The sequence below is a fragment of the Crossiella sp. CA198 genome (assembly GCF_052078295.1).
Classification (GTDB): domain Bacteria; phylum Actinomycetota; class Actinomycetes; order Mycobacteriales; family Pseudonocardiaceae; genus Crossiella.
Window position 1 is genome coordinate 324,804 of the sequence record NZ_JBQJIM010000007.1, and the last position, 21,002, is coordinate 345,805.

General features: G+C 70.6%; 13 protein-coding genes. 11 read left to right on the forward strand and 2 right to left on the reverse strand.

Annotated elements, in window-relative coordinates; translation table 11 throughout:
- The first annotated feature begins 22 nt into the window (after positions 1 to 22).
- Positions 23 to 1,000 carry a FecCD family ABC transporter permease gene (locus ACTOWY_RS14480; RefSeq protein ID WP_441310137.1) on the forward strand — a complete coding sequence of 326 codons (978 nt, stop codon included), beginning with the start codon at positions 23 to 25 and terminating at the stop codon, positions 998 to 1,000.
- Positions 997 to 1,773 (forward strand): ABC transporter ATP-binding protein, encoded by a 777-nt coding sequence (locus ACTOWY_RS14485; protein WP_441310138.1) that lies wholly within the window; start codon positions 997 to 999, stop codon positions 1,771 to 1,773. The genes ACTOWY_RS14480 and ACTOWY_RS14485 overlap by 4 nt, the downstream gene beginning before the upstream one ends.
- Here ACTOWY_RS14485 and ACTOWY_RS14490 read toward each other — a convergent pair.
- Positions 1,768 to 2,652: a CPBP family intramembrane glutamic endopeptidase gene (locus ACTOWY_RS14490; RefSeq protein WP_441310139.1), complete on the reverse strand. Its 885-nt coding sequence runs from the start codon at positions 2,650 to 2,652 to the stop codon at positions 1,768 to 1,770. The two genes, ACTOWY_RS14485 and ACTOWY_RS14490, sit on opposite strands and share 6 nt — an antisense overlap.
- 59 nt (positions 2,653 to 2,711) lie before the next feature.
- Between ACTOWY_RS14490 and ACTOWY_RS14495 the strand changes: the two genes are divergently transcribed.
- The 5 genes from ACTOWY_RS14495 (at position 2,712) to ACTOWY_RS14515 (ending at position 7,589) form a co-directional block, all read left to right on the forward strand.
- A complete protein-coding gene (locus ACTOWY_RS14495; RefSeq protein WP_441310140.1) occupies positions 2,712 to 3,113 on the forward strand; it encodes a GntR family transcriptional regulator in 402 nt (133 codons plus the stop codon).
- Positions 3,114 to 3,115: 2 nt separating this feature from the next.
- The gene (locus tag ACTOWY_RS14500) at positions 3,116 to 4,150 is read left to right on the forward strand and encodes a DUF5808 domain-containing protein (RefSeq protein ID WP_441310179.1); all 1,035 of its coding nucleotides are present in this window, start codon (positions 3,116 to 3,118) and stop codon (positions 4,148 to 4,150) included.
- Between the two features lie 96 nt (positions 4,151 to 4,246).
- Complete coding sequence (locus ACTOWY_RS14505; protein ID WP_441310141.1) at positions 4,247 to 5,278, forward strand: ion channel; 1,032 nt, start codon at positions 4,247 to 4,249, stop codon at positions 5,276 to 5,278.
- A 28-nt stretch (positions 5,279 to 5,306) separates the two neighbouring features.
- Complete coding sequence (locus ACTOWY_RS14510; RefSeq protein ID WP_441310142.1) at positions 5,307 to 6,803, forward strand: IMP dehydrogenase; 1,497 nt, start codon at positions 5,307 to 5,309, stop codon at positions 6,801 to 6,803.
- Positions 6,804 to 7,010: 207 nt separating this feature from the next.
- The gene (locus ACTOWY_RS14515; RefSeq protein WP_441310143.1) at positions 7,011 to 7,589 is read left to right on the forward strand and encodes a Uma2 family endonuclease; all 579 of its coding nucleotides are present in this window, start codon (positions 7,011 to 7,013) and stop codon (positions 7,587 to 7,589) included.
- Between the two features lie 12 nt (positions 7,590 to 7,601).
- Here the strand turns inward: ACTOWY_RS14515 and ACTOWY_RS14520 are convergent, their stop codons facing one another.
- On the reverse strand, positions 7,602 to 8,492 hold the full coding sequence (locus ACTOWY_RS14520) for an AraC family transcriptional regulator (RefSeq protein ID WP_441310144.1): 891 nt from the start codon (positions 8,490 to 8,492) through the stop codon (positions 7,602 to 7,604).
- Between the two features lie 174 nt (positions 8,493 to 8,666).
- On the opposite strand from ACTOWY_RS14520, the gene ACTOWY_RS14525 reads away from it, so the two are divergent.
- From ACTOWY_RS14525 to ACTOWY_RS14540, 4 genes are all read left to right on the forward strand, one after another.
- On the forward strand, positions 8,667 to 9,749 hold the full coding sequence (locus ACTOWY_RS14525) for an aldo/keto reductase (protein ID WP_441310145.1): 1,083 nt from the start codon (positions 8,667 to 8,669) through the stop codon (positions 9,747 to 9,749).
- Between the two features lie 64 nt (positions 9,750 to 9,813).
- Positions 9,814 to 10,659, forward strand: coding sequence for an intradiol ring-cleavage dioxygenase (locus ACTOWY_RS14530; RefSeq protein WP_441310146.1), 846 nt, complete (start codon positions 9,814 to 9,816; stop codon positions 10,657 to 10,659).
- 197 nt (positions 10,660 to 10,856) lie between these two features.
- The gene (locus tag ACTOWY_RS14535) at positions 10,857 to 14,873 is read left to right on the forward strand and encodes a LamG-like jellyroll fold domain-containing protein (RefSeq protein ID WP_441310147.1); all 4,017 of its coding nucleotides are present in this window, start codon (positions 10,857 to 10,859) and stop codon (positions 14,871 to 14,873) included.
- A 219-nt stretch (positions 14,874 to 15,092) separates the two neighbouring features.
- Entirely contained in the window at positions 15,093 to 21,002 is a 5,910-nt protein-coding gene (locus ACTOWY_RS14540) for an RHS repeat domain-containing protein (protein ID WP_441310148.1), read from the forward strand.

Genomic DNA, 21,002 nt, shown 5'->3' on the forward strand with positions numbered 1-21,002 from the left:
ACCGAACGGTCGGTCGGTACGCATGGAGCGGCGTACCCTGGTGGTCGCGCTGGCGCTGACCGGGTTGATGCTCGGTCTCGGCCTGCTCGGGCTCTGCCTCGGCGCCTCCTGGTCCAGCCCCGCGGAGGTCTTCGCCGCCCTCGGCGGCAGCGGCGAGTCCGTTGTGGTGATCCGGGATTGGCGGCTGCCCAGGGTGCTGGCCGCGCTGGTCTTCGGCGCCGCGCTCGGCCTGGCGGGCGCGATCTTCCAGAACCTCACCCGCAACCCGATGGGCAGCCCGGACGTGCTCGGCCTGGACAGCGGCGCCTACACCGGCGCGCTGTTCGCGATCACCGTGCTGGCCGGCACCGCCGCCGACCGAGCGGTCGGTTCGGTGGTCGGCGGCCTGATCGTGGCCACGCTGATCTACCTGCTGGCCAGCCGTGGCGGCCTGTCCGGGATGCGGCTGGTGGTGATCGGGGTCGCGGTGAACGCGATGGCGGTCGCGCTGAACTCCTGGATCGTGCTGCGCGCCGAACTGGAGGTGGCCATCGCCGCGGTCGGCTGGCACGCCGGCTCGCTCAACGGCATCGGCTGGCCGCAGGTGGTGCTGCCGTTCGCGATCATCGGTGTGCTGCTGGCCCTGCTGTTCACCCAGTCCCACGCGGTGCGGCAGCACGCGCTGGGCGCGGACCTCGCGGCCACCACCGGCGTCGGCGTGTCCCGGCTGCACCTGCTGATGGTGCTGATCGGCGTCGGTTGCACCGCGACGGTGACCGCGGTGGCCGGTCCGATCGTGTTCATCGCGCTGGCCGCCCCGCAGATCGGGCGCAGGCTGGCCAAGGCGCCCGGGGTGCCACTGCTGCCCGCCGCGCTGACCGGCGCGGTGCTGCTGCTGACCGCCGACCTGCTCGCCCAGTTGCTGCTGGCGCCGGTCGCGCTGCCGGTCGGCGTGCTCAGCAGCGCGATCGGCGGCTGCTACTTGATCTGGCTGCTCACCAGGGAGGTGAGGCGCGCGTGACCGCACGCCTGAACGCACGGGAACTGACCCTGCGCTACGGGGAGCGGGTGGTCTCCACCCGGCTGGACCTGGACATCCCCGACGGCGCGTTCACCGCCATCGTCGGCCCCAACGCCTGCGGCAAATCCACCCTGCTGCGTGCCTTCGTCCGGCTGCTCCGCCCCGCCGAGGGCGGCGTGCACCTGGACGGGCGCCCGGTGACCGGCTACCCGCCCAAGGCACTGGCCCGCTCCCTCGGCTTCCTGCCCCAGGATCCGGTGACCCCGGAGAACATCAAGGTCCGTCAGCTGGTCGGCCGCGGCCGCTTCCCGCACCAGTCCCTGCTCTCCACCTGGTCCACAGTGGACGATCAGGCGGTGGCCGAGGCGATGACCGCGGCGGGCGTGGCCGACCTGGCCGAGCGCGGCGTGCACGAACTCTCCGGCGGCCAGCGCCAGCGGGCGTGGGTGGCGATGGTGCTCGCCCAGCAGACCCCCTGGCTGCTGCTGGACGAGCCAACGTCCTTTTTGGACATCACGCACCAGTACCAGCTGCTCCGGCTGCTGGCCCGGCTGCGCGATGAGGGCCGCACCATCGTCGCGGTGCTGCACGACATCAACCAGGCCTGCCGCTACGCCGACCACCTGGTGGCGATGAAGGACGGCCGGGTCGTCGCCGAGGGCCCCGCCGCCGAGATCGTGGACAGCGCCCTGATCAAGGAGGTCTTCGACCTGCCCAGCATCGTGGTCCCGGACCCGGTGACCGGCACACCCATGGTGGTGCCGACGTTATGACCGGGCGCGCACCGGCCTGAGCGCGAAGGCCAGCGCGCTCGCCACGGCCAGTGCGACCCAGCCGGTCCAGCTGCTCACCCCGACCTGCGCGGCCAGGTTCGGCGTGCGCAGCTGGTCGGCGTCGATGAACAACGCGGTCAGCACGGTGGCGACGGCGTTGTTGGCCCCGTGCGCGAGCACGCACGGCCACACCGAACCGGAGGCCAGCCGCAGCCAGCCGAACAGCACGCCCAGCAACACGGCCGTGACCAGGAACGGCGGCAGCCCGGCCAGGTCACGGCCACCGGCGCCGAGGTAGATCGGCAGGTGCCACAACGCCCAGATCACCCCGGAGAACAGCAGCGCGGGCCACAACCCCAGTGGCAGCAGCCGGGGCAGCAGGAACCCGCGCCAGCCCCACTCCTCGCACCACATCAGCGGCAGGGTGAGGGTGAACAGCAGCGCGCTGGTGCCGAGCATGCTGCCGATCAACGCCCACGGCACGCCGGTGCCGCCCACGGTGTCCGGCGCGACGGCGGCCCGCAGGCCGGAGAAGTCCGCCAGGTCGACCCGGTAGTCGCCGGTGAGCCAGCCGAGGCCGAGCCCGGCCAGGTTGACCACCGGGATCAGCAGGAATCCGAGCAACAGCCAGCGTGGCCGGTGCGGCCGGACCAGCGCGGTCGCGGCCGGGATCGAGGCAGGCCGCACCGACCACCGCAGGGTGGCGAAGGTGGCCAGCGCGACGCAGACCATCGAGCCGCCCTCCAGTACCGCCGAGGGCAGCCGGCCGCCCAGCAGCGCCCACCACAACCAGGTGGAGCCGAAGGCCAGTAGGACAAAGACACCGATGTGCCGCCAGGGCACGGCTGGGGCGCGGGTAGGCGCGTCGAGCACGGTCATGACTTCCCCTCAGTCGGTTGAGCTGTTATAGATTACATATAACAGATAGACTGGACCGCGTGCAGCTGAGCATCGACCTCGACAGCGAGGTGCCGATCTACCAACAGATCCGGGATCGGATCGTGGAAGCGGTCGCCGACGGCGGCCTGGCCGAGGGCAGTCCGCTGCCGTCCACCCGGCAGTTGGGCGCCGACCTGGCGATCAACTTCCACACCGTGAACAAGGCCTACGACCTGCTCCGGCGGGAAGGGGTGATCCGGATCAACCGCAAGAGCGGCGCGGTGGTGCGCCGCGACCCCGGTTCCGGGCCACCGGAGCCTGGGTTCGCGCAGGACTGGCAGGCGCGTTTGCGCACGCTGCTGGCCGAGGCCGCGGTGCAGGGGGTTGGGGCCGATGAGGTGCTGCGGCGGTGTGGCGAGCTGCTCGCCACGTTCCGCACTGGGGAGGAGAACGAGACGTGATCATGACTGTGCTGCTCGACCTGCTGGTGATCGCGCTGGTCACCGCGGCGGCCTGGTCTGGGCCGCTGCTGGCCCGGCCGACGCTGCCCTTCGGGGTCAGGGTGCCAGCCGCCCGCGCCGAGGACCCGGCGATCCTGGAACACCGCACCCGCCACGGTCACCGGGTGCTGGCGCTCGGCGCGATCGCCGCGGTCACCATGCTCGGCTGGTGGCTGTGGACCGGCTGGGCGCCGGGGCCGGAACTGCTGCTGCTGCCGATGTTGTTGGCTGGCATCGCTTTCGGGCTGCTGGCCGCGCGCGAAGTCCGGAAAACCAAGCGGGACAAGGACTTCGACGCGGGCACTCGCCGGGTGGCCACCGCCGACCTCGGCCTGCGCGTCAACCCGGTCCGGCTGCCCTGGCTCTGGCTGGCGCCCGCGATCCTGGTCACCAGCGCCACCGCCCTGCTGCACAGCCTGACCCCGGGCGCCACCTTCACACCGGTGCTCGCCCAGCTGCTGCTGATCACGCTGGTGCTGCTGGTCGCGGCCGGAATCCTGCGTGCCCGCCCGGAAATCGACCCCGAACGCCCGATTGGCTCGGCCCGCCGCTACCGCGTGTACCTGCACGGCTTCACCCGCCTGCTGCTGGCCTCGGTGGCCCTGGCCAACCTCACCGTGCTCGCACATGCCTTGCCACAGTGGGGAATTCTCCCCATCGACGGCTGGTTCACCGCGCTCGGCTACCTGCCGCTCGCGCTGGCGCTGGCCGCCTGGCTGCGCTTCAGCATCCGGGTCGGCGAGGCCGGACACCGCCTGCCGGCCGAACCCGGCGAAGAGGCCCCGGCCCCGGTCCGGCGCGACGACGACCGGCACTGGCACCTGGCCGGGATGCTCTACCTCAACCGCCGCGACCCCGCCGTGCTGGTGCACCGCCGCTCCGGCCTGTTCTGGACCCTCAACCTGGGCCACCCGCTCGCCTGGACCGCCGTCGCCGCGGTCATCCTCCTCGCCGTGCTGACCTCCCTCGGCGTGCTTGAACTGCCCAGCCGGAGCTGACCCGGCGAAAAGCCGCGAAACGGTGAAGAACCCCCATTCCGCCCGTCCACCTGCCTAGACTCCCGCGGACCCGCCCCGGCGACCGTGAGGAGAACCGTGCCCCTGTTCCTGACCCGGCTGCTCGCCCGGCTCGCCTTCCTCAGCAGCTGGGCGACCCCGGCCGCGGTGGTGCTGTTCGTGTTCTGCACCAGCTGGCCGCTGATGGCGCTGGCCGAACCCGCGGACAGCGACCTGGTGCGACCGGGCAACTACTGGTGGTACTTCGTGGTCACCGCCGCCACCGTGGGTTACGGCGACCTGTACCCGACCTCGGACTGGGGTCACCTGGTCGGGGTGTACGTGATCATCGGCGGGATCGTGGCGCTGACCACGGTGTTCACCAAACTCGCCACGGTGCTGGAACAGGCGAAGGGACGGCGCATGCTGGGCTCCAACACGGTGGACGCCACCGGCCACATCGTGCTGCTCGGCTACGAACCGGGCCGCACCGAACGTTTCGTGGACCGCCTGCGTGCCGAGGGCGCCGATCGGGTGGTGCTGTGTGCCCCGGAGGAGGTCGGCACGCACCCGATGCCCAGCCCCGAGATCGACTTCGTCCGCGGCCAGCTCACCGACGAAGCGGTGCTGCGCCGGGCCGCCGTGCCCAAGGCGGCGGCGGTGCTCATCGACGCGCACGGCGACAACGAGGCCCTGGCCATCGCGGTCGCCGTCGACCACCTGGGCTCACCGGCGCACATCGTGGTCGCCCTGCGCGACACCGACCGCACCAGCCTGATGCACTACGTGGACAAGAACATCCACTGCGTGCCCTGGCATCTGCCCCGGATGATCTCCGAGGAGCTGACCTCGCCGGGGATCGGGGAGGTCTACACCGAGCTGATGGCGCACGGCGGCGCGAACACGTATTCGTTGCGGATCCCGGAATCGCTCGGCTCGGTGTCCATTGAGGACTGTCAGTTGGCGTTGGGGCGCAAGCACGGGGTGACGGTGCTGGCGGTGCGGGACGGGGCTGGCACGCTGGTGGTGAATCCGAGCTGGCAGAGCGAGGCTCCGGCGGGGTCGGTGCTGTATTACGTGAGTCCGCGGCGGTTGTCGGATCGGCAGGTCGAGGACGCGCTGCGCGGCTGATCACGGGCGGTAGGTAGGGTGCTGCGGCATGGCAAGGATCGTGGACGAGGTCTCGCGGACGTTCAATGAGTACCTCCTGCTGCCGAATCGGACCCGGATCGAGTGCTCGGCAGGCGCCGTCGATCTGCGCACACCCCTGGTGCGGCACCTGGTGGGCGAGGCGCCGGCGATCGAACTGCAGGCGCCGTTCACCTCGGCGATCATGCAGGCGGTCAGCTCGCCGGAACTCGCGATCGCGTTGGCCCGCAACGGCGGCCTGAGTTTCCTGCACCACAACCAGTCGATCGAGGAACAGGTCGCGGCCGTCCGGAAGGTGAAGAACTTCAAGGCCGGTTTCGTCACCAGCGACACGAACGTCCGGCCCGAGGACAGCCTGAGCCACCTGGTCGGCATCATGCGCCGCACCGGCCACAGCACCGCCGCGGTCACCCACGACGGCAGCGCGTCCGGCCGCCTGCTCGGCCTGGTGACCTCCCGCGACTTCCACCCCCAGCGCCACGATCTGGACGGACCCGTCAGTGGCCGGATGACGGCCATCGCCGAGCTGCCGCACGCCGGCGGTGACTGCACGCTCTCCGCGGCCAACGCCAGGCTGTGGGACGAGCGACTGGACTGTCTACCGGTGGTAGACGATGCCGGGCACCTCCAGCACCTGGTGTTCCGGTCCGACTACGCCGACAACAAGCGCTTCCCCAACCAGGTCGTGGACGGAGACAAGCGGCTGCGGGTGGGCGCGGGCATCAACACCCACGACTACCGCGAGCGGGTCCCCGCGCTGCTGGCCGCGGGCGCCGACGTGTTGTGCTTCGACTCCTCCGACGGCTACAGCGACTGGCAAGCGCAGGCCCTGACCTGGGTGAAAAAGCACTACCCGGAGATCCCGACCGGTGGCGGCAACGTGGTCGACGGCGAGGCGTTCACCTTCCTCGCCGAGGCGGGCGCGGACTTCGTCAAGGTCGGCGTGGGCGGCGGCTCGATCTGCATCACCCGTGACCAGAAGGGCATCGGCCGCGGCCAGGCCAGCGCGGTGCTGGACGTCGCCGCGGCCAGGGACGCCTTCGCCGAACGCACCGGCGAGTACGTGCCGATCTGTTCCGACGGCGGCCTGGTGCACGACTACCACGTGGCCCTGGCCCTGGCGATGGGCTCCGACTTCGTCATGATGGGCCGCTACTTCGCCCGGTTCGACCAGGCGCCGGGCGCGAAACTGCCTACCAGGGACGGCTTCGTCAAGGAGTACTGGGGCGAGGGCTCGAACCGGGCCCGCAACTGGCAGCGCTACGGCCAGGGCGGCCAGGGCCTGGTCTTCGAGGAAGGCGTCGACGGCTACGTCCCCTACGCGGGCGACCTGCACGAGGGCCTGGCGGTCACCATCGCGAAGATCAAGTCCACCATGGTCTCCTGCGGCTCCAGCTCGCTGCCGGAGTTCCAGTCCTCCGCCCGGCTGACCCTGGTCTCCGAGCAGAGCTTCCAGGAGAGCCACGCGAACGTCACGGTGCGGGACACCGCGGCGACCGTCGACTGAGCGGTCGGGCGGCACGGGAGAAGCGCCCGGCGGGGTATTAGCATGGCCGGGTGGCTTGAATGCAATAGTGAGTTCAGTGCTGAATGAAATGAAAGTTTCGCTGGTCAAGGGCACAATCCAGCCCAGAGGAGGGGCGCGGGTCGTGGGTGTGCGGAGGTAGCTTGTGCCTGCCTTGGCGGTACAGTGATCTGGCAAGGAGGGGTACCCATGACGGCGTTGCCGACCGACTACCTCTACCCACCTCCGGGTGGGTGGACGCTGGCTGACGTACGGGCCCTTCCAGAGAAGTGTCGTGTGGAAGTGCTTGACGGAGCCCTCATCGTGAACCCCAGTCCACTGCCCATCCACCAGCGCATCATGCGCCGACTCGCCGCGGCTCTGGAGCCCGCGTTGTCGCCGGAGTGGCAGCTGGAGGTCGACATCGACGTGCTTCTGGAAGAGGAGCCGCTCGATTACGTCGCCCCAGACATCGTGGTCTTCTCGGCCACTGTCCCGTTGACCACCCGCCCGATTCCCGCGGGCACCGTGTTACTCGCGGTCGAGGTGGTTTCCAAGGGGTCTCGTCGTGAGGACCGGGGGTCCAAGCCACTGGCCTACGCCGAGGCCGGCGTCCCGCACTACTGGCGTCTGGAAAGCCAGGCCAGTGGCGCACTGGCCCCGGCCATGCACACCTACGTCCTGGACGTGGTGACCGGCGCCTACACCGAGACCGGCGTGCACCACGACCGGTTGCGCAGCAAGGTGATCGGCCCGGTGGACATCGACCTCGCCGCGCTCACCCGCTGACCGCCCGCCCGCCTACTCGATCACCGTCGCCAGTCCGCGCAACCGCGCCGCGTCCTGACCCGGTGGCGCGCCGAACATCCGCCGATACTCCCGGCTGAACTGCGACGCGCTGTCATACCCCACCGAATGCCCCACCGCCGCCACCTCCCCGCCCGCGGTCAGCAGCCGCAGCCTGGCCTGCTGCAACCGCAGGTGTTTCTGGTACTGCACCGGGCTCATCGCGGTCACCGCGCGGAAATTCCGGTTCAACGTGGACACGCTCAGCCCGATCGCCGCCGCCAGATCATCCACCCGCAGCACCTGGTCGAAACGTCGCTGGATCCAGCGGATGGCGTGCGCGACCGTGGTCAGGCGGCTGTCGGCCAGGCCGATCTGGCGGACCAGGCTTGCCTGGGGACCGGTCATCAGGCGCCAGTGGATCTCGCGGCGGACCGCGGGGCCGAGTACGCGCAGGTCCTCGGGGGAGTCGGTCAGGCGGAGCAGGCGGAGGACGGCGTCGAGCAGGTCGGGGGGTGCGGGGCTGACCGCGATGGCCATGTCGTCGCCGGGTGTGCTGCGGCTCGGTCCGGCCTCCAGCAGCAGTTGGGCGATGGTGTTGGCCTCCAGGGGAAGTCCGAAGCCGAGGAAGGGTTCGGCGGGGCTGGCCTGGGTGACCTGGCCGACCAGCGGCAGGTCCACGGTGACGACGAGGTACTCGCCCGCGTGGTAGTCGAACAGGTGATCGCCGAGCACCGAACGCTTGGCGCCCTGGGCCACCAGCGCGAACACCGGTTCGGTCACCGTGCCCATGGGCGCGGTCGCCTGGTCGGTGGCGGCCACGATGATCTCGCCCTCGCGCACGGGCTGGGGACGGTCGACGGCCAGACGGTGGATGCGGTCGCGCAGCTCGGCCGGGACGTCCATGTCGCCAGTGAACCAGGGTGACCGGGCGGTGCCAACTCGATCCGGGCGAAGTTGAGCGGATCGTGCACTCGGCTGGGTCCATTGGTCTAGGGGTACGGGGGTGCTGCTGGTGGAATTGAGCAGTAGCACGGGCGGCCGTTCCGGTGGGCCCGATGATCTGTCTGGAGTACGCGGATGTCTCTTGATTCCTATGTGACCCTTGGTCGTTCCGGACTGCGGGTGAGTCCGTTCATCTTGGGCACCATGACTTTTGGTGAGGACCACGGCTGGGGCAGCAGTGTCGAGGAGTCGAAGGAGATCCTGGCCGCCTACCTGGACCGGGGCGGCAACTCGGTGGACACCGCGAACATCTACACCAACGGTCACGCGGAGGCGATCATCGGTGACTACCTGGCCGGGCGGCCGGGGTTGCGTGACCGGATCGTGCTGGGCACCAAGTTCTTCGCCAACCTGCACGAGCAGGATCCCAACGGCGGTGGGCCGGGCCGCAAGGCGATCATGAACCAGCTGGAGGACTCGTTGCGGCGGTTGCGCACCGACCACGTGGATCTGTACTGGCTGCACAACTTCGACCCGGTGACCCCGGTCGAGGAGACCCTGCGCGCGCTGGACGACCTGGTGCGCGCCGGGAAGATTCGCTACGTCGGCTTCTCCGACGTGCCCGCCTGGGCCACCGCCGAGGCCGCCACCATCGCCGGATTCCGTGGCTGGGCCCCGATTGTCGGCCTGCAGGTCGAGTACAGCCTGCTGGAACGCACCTCCGAGGGCGAGCTGCTGCCGATGGCGCAGGCGCTGGGCATGGGCGCGATGGCCTGGAGTCCGCTGCGCGGCGGGCACCTCTCCGGCAAGTACACCCGCGCGAACGGCGGCCCGGTGGACACCGCCCGTGCCGGCCTGGTCGGCGGCCCCCGCGAGCGCGACTACCCGGTGCTGGAAGTCCTGGACGCGGTGGCGGCGGAAGCGGGCGCGACCCCGGCGGCGGTGGCGCTGGCCTGGGTGCGTGGTCGTGCGGGCATCGCCTCCACGATCCTGGGCGCCCGGCGGCGGGAGCAGTTCGAGCAGAACCTGGCGGCCCTGGCGGTCACGCTCACCGCGGCCCAGGTGGCGGCTCTGGAGGAGGTGTCCGCGCCCAGCCTGAACTTCCCGGCCGAGAACAACCGGACCCTGTCCAGGGCTTTGCAGTTCGCGGGGGCCAGGGTGGACGGCGTCGAGTCCGCGGTGCTGCCGCTGTTGCGGGCCAGCGCGGTCCGGTACTGACATCTTCAGCATCCCGACAGCCCGCACACAGCTCCATGACAGTCCCCGCCCGCACTGTGGTGGCATGCGCAACCGCCACCACACCTACCAGGGCCGCCCACTGCCCCGGCCGCAGGACGAAGTCGTTGACCAGGGACTGGGTTTCGACCTGGGCACGCTGTTGAGCCGCCGCCGGGTGCTGGGATTGTTCGGGCTCGGCGCCGCCGGACTGGCGCTGAGCGCGTGCACCCCCAGTGCCACCGGCACCGCTCCCGCCGGCACGTCCGCCGCCGCCGGGTTGGCGGAGATCCCGGAGGAGACCGCGGGGCCGTTCCCGGGTGACGGGTCGAACGGGCCGGATGTGCTGGCGCAGAGCGGGATCGTGCGCGGTGACATCCGGTCCAGCTTCGGCGCGTTCACCGGCACCGCCACCGGTGTGCCAATGAACCTGGAACTGTCCATTGTGGACATCGCCAACGGCGGCAGGCCGTTCCAGGGCGTGGCGGTCTACGTCTGGCAGTGCGACGCCCTTGGCCGGTACTCGCTGTACTCCGACGGGGTGCGGAACGAGAACTACCTGCGGGGCGTGCAGATCGCCGACGCCGAAGGGCGGGTGCGGTTCCAGAGCATCTATCCCGCCTGTTACCCGGGGCGCTGGCCGCACATCCACTTCGAGGTCTACCCGGACCAGAACAGCATCGCGGATGTGGCCAACGTGCTGGTCACCTCCCAGGTCGCGCTGCCCAAGGAGGTGTCGGACACGGTGTACGCCCAGCCCGGCTACGAGCAGTCCGGGCCGACCTTCCGGCAGGTGAGCCTGGCGCGCGACAGCGTGTTCCGGGACGACGGCGGCGCCAGTCAGCTGGCCACGGTGACCGGTGCGGCAGGCACCGGGTACACGGCCGCGCTGCGGGTTGGCGTGGACAGCTGAGCATCCGCACCTGACGGAACGTCAGATTTCGGGACATTTGTACCCGGATTTCGCGTACATCAGTCGATTACGGCGAACCCGAGCTGATCCCTACCTTATAGCCGCGTCCCTTCGGCGCACTGGGGATCGGTTCACAGGGGGTTCGGATGACAGCCGCCGTGCTGCGTCATGTCCGCGGTCGACTTGGCCTACTCGGGATGGTCGCGGCGCTCGTCGGCACCACCGTGCTGACCCTGCCCGCGGCCGCCGCACCGGCCGCGCAGGCCCAGCGGGTGGAGATCGAGTCGGCGCGGACCGAGACCGCGCAGGTCTTCCAGGAACCGGACGGTTCACGCACCCTGGAACAGCATCCGCGGCCGGTGCGGGTGCGTGCGGGCACCGGGTGGCGGGCCCCGGACACCACCCTGCGCGTGCAGTCCGACGGCCGGGTCACGCCGGTGGCCGCGGCGCTGCCGATCACCTTCTCCGGCGGCGGTCGCGGGCCGTTCGCGCGCATTGGTCAGGCCGGGGCGGCACTGGAGTTGAGCTGGCCCGAACCGCTGCCCGCGCCGACGCTCTCCGGCGCCTCGGCGACCTATGCCGAGGTGCTGCCCGGCGTTGACCTGCGGGTGACGGCGCAGGTCAGCGGGTTCACTCACCTGCTGGTGGTGCGCACGGCCGAGGCGGCCCGGCAGCCGAGGCTGGCCAAGCTGACCTTCGGCACCCGCGCGGACGGGCTGCGGATGGCGGCGGGCGAGCAGGGTGGGCTCACCGCGACCGGCCAGGACGGCAAGGTGGTGTTCCGGGCCCCGCAGGCCCAGATGTGGGACTCACCGGCCACCGGTCCGCGCGCGCCCGGCGCCACCGGTGCGGACGCGCGGCGGGTGCGGATGCCGGTGGAGCTGGGCCGGGACACGCTCAGCGTCACCCCGGACCGGGCCATGCTGGCCGATCCGGCCACCCGGTTCCCGGTCTACATCGACCCGGGCTGGGACGGCGAACCCGGCGGCTGGGGCCTGGTCTACGGCACCCCGGACTCCTATCGCGACCAGTCCTACTGGCAGGGCGACGGCGACGGCATCGCCAAGGTTGGTTACAGCAACTGGGAAAGGCCGACCGTGCTGGCCCGGTCCTTCTTCCAGTACGACGTGCGCAGCCTGAAAAACCGCCGGATTTCCGTTGGCAAGAGCAGTTTCGACGTGTTCCAGAGTTACGCGCCCTCCTGTCAGGCGCGCTGGACCGAGCTGTGGCAGACCCAGGTCTACGAGCCGTGGCACACCTGGAACAACCAGCCTGCCGGGGTGCGCAAGCTCGGCGCGCACAACGTGGCGCGCGGCTACAACGCGGCCTGTCCCGGTGACTGGCTCGGCTTCGACGTGCGGGACGCCGCGGTGGACGCGGTGGACGGCAACGGATTCGTCACGCTGATGCTGCGCGCCGGCGACGAGGGCGATCCGCAGGCCTGGCGCAAGTTCCACCCCAATCCCAAACTGGTGATCAACTACAACACCTACCCGGACCGGCCCGGCGAGCTGAACGCCGCAGGCAAGCCCTGTGCGGTGCAGCCGCAGGAACCGCACCTGCGGATCACCACGCCGCAGTTGAACGCGACCGTGGGCGATCCGGACGGTGGCACGGTGGCCGCGGAGTTCGAGTGGTGGATCCGCGGTGAGCGGCCGGTCGGTTCCTTCCGCACCGCGACCCAGCACTCCGGCACCCCGTTCAGCGCCACCGTGCCGCCAGGGACCTTCGGTGACGGCAGCCGGATCGGTTGGCGGGTAAGGGCTTTCGACGGTGAACTCTTCGGCGACTGGTCCGACTGGTGCGATGTCACCATCGACCTGACCGCCCCGCGCACCGCCCCGGAGGTCGGTTCCGCCGACTACCCGGCGGAGCAGTTCGGCGGCGGCATCGGCCGGACCGGCTGGTTCACCCTGTCCGCGCCGGGTGAGGCCGATATCGCCGAGTTCCAGTACCGGCTGACCACCACCGAGTTGCGGAAAGTGCCCGCGGTGAACGGGAAAGCGACCGTGCCGCTCACCCCGCCGCGGGACCTGCGCAACGTCGCCGAGGTGTACGCGGTGGACAAGGCAGGCAACATATCTCCCAAGCGTAGCTACGAGTTCTTCGTGCGCAGCACCAGGTTCCCGCCGGTGCAGCACTGGCGGCTGGACGGGAAACTGCCCAGCACCACCGTGCCCGACGCACTCGGCCGCGGCGCCACCGGCAGCTTCACCCAGGGACCGGTGAGCTGGACCACCGGCCGGGACGGCGACGCGCTGCTCTTCGACGGCCGCAGTGGCCAGGTCGGGCTCGGCCCGAAGTCCACCGTGCACACCGGGGACAGCTTCTCCGTCTCCGCCTGGGTCCGGCTGGACCGGCTGGACGGGCCGTGGCAGACCGCGGTCAGCCAGGACGGCACCCACGCCAGCGGTTTCTACCTGCAGTACCGCAGTGATGAGCGGCGCTGGGCGTTCACCATGCCGGAGGCGGATCAGCACAACTTCGGCAAGGACCGGGTGAGCGCGGATGTGCCGGTGCGCCAAGGAGTGTGGACGCATCTGGTCGGGGTCTACGACTCGGCGGCCGAGCAGTCGCTGCGGATCTACGTGGACGGCCGGTTCGCCGGCGCGGCCGAGCACAAGGCGCGCTGGCACGCCGGTGGCGAGGTGCGGATCGGGCGCGGCAAGTACAACGGCGCGGCGGTGGACTTCCTCACCGGCGCGGTCGACGACGTGCGGATCTATGACCGGGTGCTCGGCGACGGGCGGATCAACCCCGGTGACCGGGTGGCCGAGGGCTCGGACGTGCACACCTTGTCCACCAAGTGGTTGCAGGAGTCCGGGCAGTGGCTGGCCGAGGAGAACTCGGGCCGGGTGGCCGGGGACATCTCCGGCAACTACCGGGAGGCGAGTTTCCAGGGCGGGGTGGCCTGGGCGCCGGGCCGAGTGGGTTCGGCGTTGCGGTTCAACGGCATTGACGGGCACCTGAGCACCGCCGGGCCCGCGGTGCGCACCGACACCAGCTTCACCGTCAGCGGCTGGGCGAAGGCGGATTCCGTTGGCGCGCAGTCGATGACGATGGTCAGTCAGGACGGGGACCGGGCCAGCGGGTTCAGCCTCGGCTACGACGGCGGGCGCGGGCGCTGGGCGTTCGGGATGAACCGCACCGACGGCGACGGGGCCGTGCTGGACGCCTCGGTGTCCGCGTCCGCGCCGAAGCCGGGCGTCTGGACCCACCTGGCCGGTCGTTATGACGCGGCGGCGGAGGAACTCCAGCTGTTCGTGGACGGCAAACCCGAGCCGCCGCAACGGTTCCGGGCCACCTGGTCGGCCGGTGGCGGGCTGCGGATCGGCCGGGCCAAGGTCGACGGCGGCGCACTGCGGCACTGGCGCGGGGATATCGACGAGGTGCGGATCGTCGGCGGTCTGCGCACGGCGGACCAGCTGCTGGAGGAAACCACCCTGCCGTGGACCGGGCGGCCGCTGATCCGGGACGGCCTCAACCGCTACTACGGCCACAACCGGGACCACTTCACCACCGGCGGCGCGGGTGCGGGTGGGGCCGCCCCGCCCGGCTATCACCTGGAGCACGAGCTGGGCTGGTTCGCGCCAGAGGGCGCACCGAACACGCTGACCCTGTACTCCTGCCTGACCGGCGAGGACCAGTTGGCCTCGGCCGAGGCCAACTGCGAGGGCTTCCGCAAGCTGGCCACCCTGGGCCAGATCTACCGGACGCCGCCCGCGGGTGAGCCGACGGTTCCGTTGCAGCGCTGCCGCACCGAGGGCGGCGAGCACTTCGAGTCGACGCACGCCGACTGCGAGGGCAAGACGGTGGAGCACCGCCTCAGTTACCTGCGGGCCTACGCGCCGCTGGTGCGCTATGCCCAGCAGGACCAGCCAGGTGATCACCTCACCTCGGTCGGCGGCGTGCCCACCGGGTACCGGGCGGAGTGGCGGCTGGGCCTGCTGCCGTTCATCCCGCAGCCGGGCACCAAGGCGCTGGAGTTGTGCCAGGACGGTACCGATGCGTTCACCGCGCTGGAAACCGACTGCGGCGGCAAGACCAAGCTACGCACGCTGGGCTGGATCCACACCGAACCACCGGCGGGCAAGGAGTCGGCCCGGTTGCTGCGCTGCCGCCTGCCCAACGGGGAACGCTTCGAGACCACCGATCCCGGCTGCGAGGGCCAGACCCCGGACGGCACGCTCGGCTACCTGATCACCCGGCTCTGAGCCGTGATCCCACTGGGGGAGAACACCATGAAGACCCGTACCTCGCAGGCGTGTTGGCCGTTGTCGTACCCAGTCTTGGCCAAACTGGTGCGCCCATCCGGCCAACACACCGTCCGCAACGGCCAAGACACCGTCCACAACGGCCAACACGGCGTCCAGAACGGCCAACACGCCGTACGACAACGGCCAACACGGTGGGGGTTGGGGGTGCTTCGCTGGGTGAGCGCCATCATGTCCACCGTGGTGCTGGTGACCACCGCGCAGGCGCTGCCCGCGGTCGCCGCACCCGCGCCAGTGCGATTCACGCCGGGTCAGGTCGATCGGCAGACCCCGGTGGTCCCGGTCCAGGCCGATCGCGGGGCCAGGCATCGGCAGAAGTCCGAACCACCGCGGATTTCCTGGCCTGCCAAGGATTCCGCCCGGGTGCTCGGCTCCTCGGCCAAGGCCGAGGTGCTGGATCGCGGCCGTGGCGCCGCACTCGGCGTCGACGGGCTGGTGCTGGCGGTGACCGGCAGTGGTCCGGCCGAGGTCCAGCTCGACTACGCCGGGTTCCGGGACTCCTTCGGCGGTGACTGGGCGCAGCGGCTGCGGCTGGCCGAGTTGCCCGCCTGCGCGGCGAACACACCCGAGCGGGCCGAATGCCGGACCAGGACACCGGTGCCCAGCCGCAACGATCCGGCCACCGGCCGGGTCACCGCGCGGATCGCGCCCTCGGCACCGTCCACTGTGTACGCGCTGGAGGCAGCGCCGGAGGGGGCGACCGGGGACTACAAGGCCACCCCGATGGCGCCGTCCGGGGACTGGCAAGTGGCCGCGCACAGCGGCAACTTCAGCTGGAACTACCCGTTCCGGGTGCCGCCGGTGCCGGGTGACCTCGCGCCGAAACTCGCGCTGGGCTACTCCTCGGGTTCGGTGGACGGGCGGGTGGCCGGGGTGAACAACCAGCCCGGCTGGGCCGGTGAGGGCTGGGACTTCTGGCCCGGCCACATCTCCCGCTCCTTCAAGGCCTGCGCCCAGGACAGCACGGTGGCCAGTCAGAAGACCGGCGACCAGTGCTGGGCCGGTGGGCACCACCTCAGCTTCGTCAACGGCGGCCGCTCCGGCGAGCTGGTGTGGAGCGAGGCGGACAAGTTCTGGCGCAGCGCGAGCGATGACGGCTCGCGGTTCGAGCTGAAGCAGGGCGAAAGCTATCCCGGCGGGGACAAGTTCGGCGAGTACTGGGAACTGACCACCACCGACGGCACCCGCTACCAGTTCGGCGCGGTCAAGGACGCCCAGTCGGTGTGGACCGTGCCGGTGTTCGGCAACCAGGCCGGGGAACCCTGCCACACCGGGGATTTCGCCACCTCGCACTGCGAACGCGCCTGGCGGTGGAACCTGGACCGGGTGATCGACCGGCACGGCAACACCATCAGCTACACCTACGAGAAGGAGACCAACGCCTACGGCCTGAACATGGGCAAGGCCAAGGGTTCCTACACCCGTGGCGGCACCCTGCGCCGGGTCGACTACGGCCAGCGCGAGGGCGTGGCCGGACCCGCCGCCGCCCAGGTCCTGCTCGACCACGCCGATCGTTGCGCACCGGGAACCGACTGCAACCAGCGCAACGCCGCCAGTTACCCGGATGTGCCGTGGGACCTCCAGTGCGACACCGCGGCCTGCACGAAAAGCTACGCGCCGAGCTACTTCTCCGCCAAGCGGCTGGCCAAGCTGAGCACCCAGGTGTGGGACGGCGCCAAGTACCTGCCGGTGGACTCCTGGCAGTTCCAGCACTCCTACCCCAGGCCAGGCGACTCCACCCGGGGTTCGCTGTGGCTGGACTCGATCGTCCACACCGGACTCGCCGGTGGCTCGATCGCGCTGCCCGCGGTGGAATTCGCCGGTGAGTTCCGGGAGAACCGGGTGGACACCGCGGGCGATGGCAAGCCGGAGCTGAAGAAGCAGCGGATCACCTCGATCCGCAACGAGCACGGCGGCGAGACCACCATCGGCTACAAGGCCGCCGAGTGCGTGCCGGGCGCGCTGCCCAAGCCGGAGGAGAACGCACAACGCTGCTTCCCGGTGCACTGGGCGCACGACGGCGGCATCGCCAAGGATGACTGGTTCCACAAGTACGTGGTGGACCACGTGTCCCTGGTGGACCGGGTCGGTGGCGCACCGGCCCAGGAAACCCACTACGACTACCAGGGCGGCGGGGCCTGGGCCTACCAGGACAACGAACTGATCCCACAGGAGCGGCGGACCTGGGCGCAGTGGCGCGGCTACCACACGGTGCTGGTGCGCGAGGGCTCGGCGCAGGTTCCGGCCAGCCAACGGCCGGAGAAGGAACTGCGCTACTTCCGCGGTCTGCACGGCGACCGGCTCAACCCCGGCGGCGGCGCCAAGCAGGTGTCCCTGCCCGACACCGAGAACCGGAACCTGGAGGACGCCACCGCGCTGGCCGGGTTCCAGCGCGGCGAGATCGTGCGCGACGGTCTCAACGGCCCGGTGGTCACCGACACGGTCACCGACGCGGAAATCCGGCGCACCGCGACCGCGCACAACCGCACCGCCTACTTCACCGGCGAGTCCCGCAGCCTGGTGAAAACCACGGTGTCCCAAGGCATCCGGCGCACCGAGAAGAAGACCCGCTACGACCAGCACAACCTGCACCAGGAGGTGGCCGAACTCGGCGATGTCACCACCGCGGCCGACGACCGCTGTGTGCGCACCAGCTACGCCCGCGACGAAGGCGCCCGGCTGCTGAACCTGGTCAGCCGGACCGAAACGGTCGCGGTCGCCTGCGACGCGCCGGTGCAACGGCCGGACCAGGTGGTCTCGGACCAGCGCACCCACTACGACGGCAAGCCGTGGGGCCAGCCGCCGGTCAGGGGCGATGTCACCCGCACCGAACGGGCCACCAGTTTTCCCGGCGGGCAGCCGAAATACGAGCAGCAGACCAGAGCCACGCACGACGGGTACGGCCGGGTGCTGCAGAGCTTCGACGCCCTGGACCGGCGCACCAGCAACGCCTACCAGCCGGAGACCGGACCCACCCGGACCACGGTGGTGACCAATCCGCTGGGGCACACCAGCACCACCGAACTACGCCCGGAATGGGGCAGTGTCGCGTCCACTGTGGACACCAATGAACTGCGCACCAGTCAGACCTACGACGCGCTGGGCCGGGTCACCGCGGTCTGGAAGCCGGGCCGGACACCGGGCCGGGACGAGCCGCACCTGCGCTACACCTACCAGCTGCGCGGCCGGGACGGGGTAAGCGCGGTGAGCACCCAGACCCTGCGTGGCAGCGGTGATTACGTGGTGGAGCACCAGCTCTTCGACGGCCAGCTCCGCCCACGCCAGACCCAGACCCAGGCCTGGACCGGCGACCGCGTGGTCACCGAGCACAGCTACGACAGCAGAGGACTCCAGGTCCGGGAGAGCAAACCGTTCCACGCCAAGGGAACACCCGGTATCGACCTGGTGCAGAGCCTCAAGGAGACCCCGCCGCCAGGACAGGTGTTCACCGAGTTCGACGGCGCCCGGCGAAGCACCGCCAGCACCCTGCGCACGCCGGTGGACGAGCGGCGCACCGTGACCCGGCACCGCGGCGACCGGACCGAGGTGATCCCGCCGACCGGGGACACCACCACCGCGACGATCACCGACGCGCACGGCCGGATCACCGAACTGCACCAGTTCCACGGCCCGCAACCCGATGGCGCCAAGGACATCACCCGCTACACCTACTCGATCCGGGGCGAGCTGGAGACGGTCACCGACAGCGCGGGCAACCGGCCGCTGCGCACCGTGCACGACCTGGTGGGCAACCGGATCGAGGCGCACGACCCGGACAAGGGCGTCTCCCGGATGACCTATGACAACGCCGGACTGATGCGCACCAAGACCGACTCCCGCGGCCAGCTGCTGGTCTACGGCTACGACGACCTCAACCGGCCCACCGAGATCCGCGCGGGTTCGGCCACCGGCACGCTGCTGGCCAAGTGGGAGTACGACGCCACACCCAGGGCGGGCGGCAAGATGGTGCGCGGGCAGCCGTCCGCGGAGATCCGCTACGCCGGCGGCCAGACCTACCGCAGCTCGATCCTGGCCTACGACGAGGGTTACCGGCCGGTGCGCACCGAGGTCGCCCTGCCACCTGCCGAGACCGGGCTGCCCGCCAGCTACACCACGGTCAGCTCGTTCAACCCGGACGGCAGCCTCGCCGCGCTGACCCTGCCCAAGATCGGCGACCTGCCCGCGGAAACGCTGGTCTACCGCTACGACTCGATGGGCCTGCTGCGCACGATGTCCTCCGCCGCTGGCAACTACGTGCGGCAGACCGAGTACACCGCCTACGGTGAACTGGCCGAACTGCGGCAGGGCCCGGACAGCGCCGTGGTGTCCCAGCGTTCCTTCTACGAGGAGGGCACCCGGGTGGTGGCCAGAACGCTGGTGGAGCGGGAGATCGGCAACCGCCTGGTGGACGACACCCGCTACACCCGTGATCAGGCAGGCAACGTCAAGAAGATCAGCAGCCAGGCCGCCGACGGGCTGGACACCCAGTGCTTCAGCCACGACCACCTGCGCCGGATGACCCAGGCCTGGACCCCGGCAGGCGAGTGCGGCACCGGTCCCTCCGGTTCCCTCGGCGGTCCGGCGCCCTACCGGGTCGGACTGTCCTATGACGCCAGCGGAAACCGGCGCACCGAGACCCGCTACGGCGCCGCGCCCGGCACTGACACCGTGCGCGGCTACGACTACCCGGCCACCGGCGCACTCCAGCCGCACGCGGTCCGCTCGGTGACCACCACCGCCCCCGGCGGCCAGCCCAAAGTCGAGGACTACCGCTACACCCCGACCGGCGGCACCGAGTCCCGGCCCGGCGTGCACGGCGGCAGGCAGCAACTCGGCTGGGACGCCGAAGACCGGCTCACCGAGGTCAAGGAAGGGGACAGGACCACCAGCCACGTCTACTCCCTCGGCGGCCAGCGCCTGCTCACCCGCGACCCCGGCGGCCGCACCCTGCACCTGCCACACGGCGAGCTGCGCTACGACGAGACGAGCAAAACCCTGCGCGGCACCCGCTACTACAGCAATGGGAAGGAACGCACGATCGCCGTCCGCACCGAAGGGAAGCTGTCCTACCAGGCACTGGATCACCAGGGCACCGCGACGCTGACCGTGGACGCCACCACCCACCAGGAAACCCGCAGGCGGCTGGACGCCTTCGGCACCCCGCGGCAGGCGACCACCCTGCCCGGCAACCGCGGTTTCGTCGGCGGCACCGAGGACAAGAGCACCGGGCTGACCCGGCTCGGCGTCCGCGACTACGACCCCGGCACCGGCCGGTTCCTGTCCGTGGACCCACTGCTCGCCCCGCAGGATCCCCAGTCCCTCAACGGTTTCGCCTACGCCAACAACAACCCGGCCACCCTCAACGACGCCAACGGCCTGCGGGCGACCATGTGCGCGGTGATGGACGACGGCTTCCCCGGCGAGCCCTGCTACGAGGAGAAGTCCGGCGAGGAATACCAGCGGCGGATCACCGAACGGCGCAACCAGCTCAAGACACCGGGCAAGTGCGGGCCGCCGCGGGTCTGCTTCGGGGACTACAAGCTCAAGTTCTGCGGACTGGGCGCCATGCGGGAGATCTGGCAGTCCTGCCCGGCCGCCCGCCGCTCGGACAAGGAGGTCGCCGCCGAACGCCGCGCCGAGGACGCCCGGCGCCGCGCCGCGGAGGAGGCGGAACGACGCAAGACCATGACCTACACGGTCGCGGTCTGCGAGTCCTACACCGTCTCGATCGTCTTCGTCAGCTACACCACGGAGACCTGCAACCTCACCGACGCCGAGGGCACCGGCAAGAGTTCCTCGTCGAAGTTCGGGTTCGGACCGGGCTTCGGCGCGAGCAAGACCGACTCGATCAAGCACACCAACGGCCGGATCGGTGTCGGCAACCAGTCCAGCTGGGGCGTCGACGGCAGCCTGGGACAGCTGGGACCGATCGGCGTGGAAGGCGGAATCTCCCGGCCGACCTCCGGCAATGAACTCGGCGACCTGACAGTCGGCGGCGGCCTGTCCCAGGGCCTGGGCACCCCGCGGGTGACCATCGGCTACGAGTACGGCACCACCTGGCGAACATGA

Coding starts and splice junctions, on each gene's coding strand:
- ACTOWY_RS14520 (WP_441310144.1), bottom strand. CDS start 8,492: ATGGACGTCCCGGCCGAGCTGCGCGACCGCATCCACCGTCTGGCCGTC.
- ACTOWY_RS14500 (WP_441310179.1), top strand. CDS start 3,116: ATGACTGTGCTGCTCGACCTGCTGGTGATCGCGCTGGTCACCGCGGCG.
- ACTOWY_RS14525 (WP_441310145.1), top strand. CDS start 8,667: ATGTCTCTTGATTCCTATGTGACCCTTGGTCGTTCCGGACTGCGGGTG.
- ACTOWY_RS14535 (WP_441310147.1), top strand. CDS start 10,857: ATGGTCGCGGCGCTCGTCGGCACCACCGTGCTGACCCTGCCCGCGGCC.
- ACTOWY_RS14480 (WP_441310137.1), top strand. CDS start 23: ATGGAGCGGCGTACCCTGGTGGTCGCGCTGGCGCTGACCGGGTTGATG.
- ACTOWY_RS14530 (WP_441310146.1), top strand. CDS start 9,814: ATGCGCAACCGCCACCACACCTACCAGGGCCGCCCACTGCCCCGGCCG.
- ACTOWY_RS14510 (WP_441310142.1), top strand. CDS start 5,307: ATGGCAAGGATCGTGGACGAGGTCTCGCGGACGTTCAATGAGTACCTC.
- ACTOWY_RS14490 (WP_441310139.1), bottom strand. CDS start 2,652: ATGACCGTGCTCGACGCGCCTACCCGCGCCCCAGCCGTGCCCTGGCGG.
- ACTOWY_RS14515 (WP_441310143.1), top strand. CDS start 7,011: ATGACGGCGTTGCCGACCGACTACCTCTACCCACCTCCGGGTGGGTGG.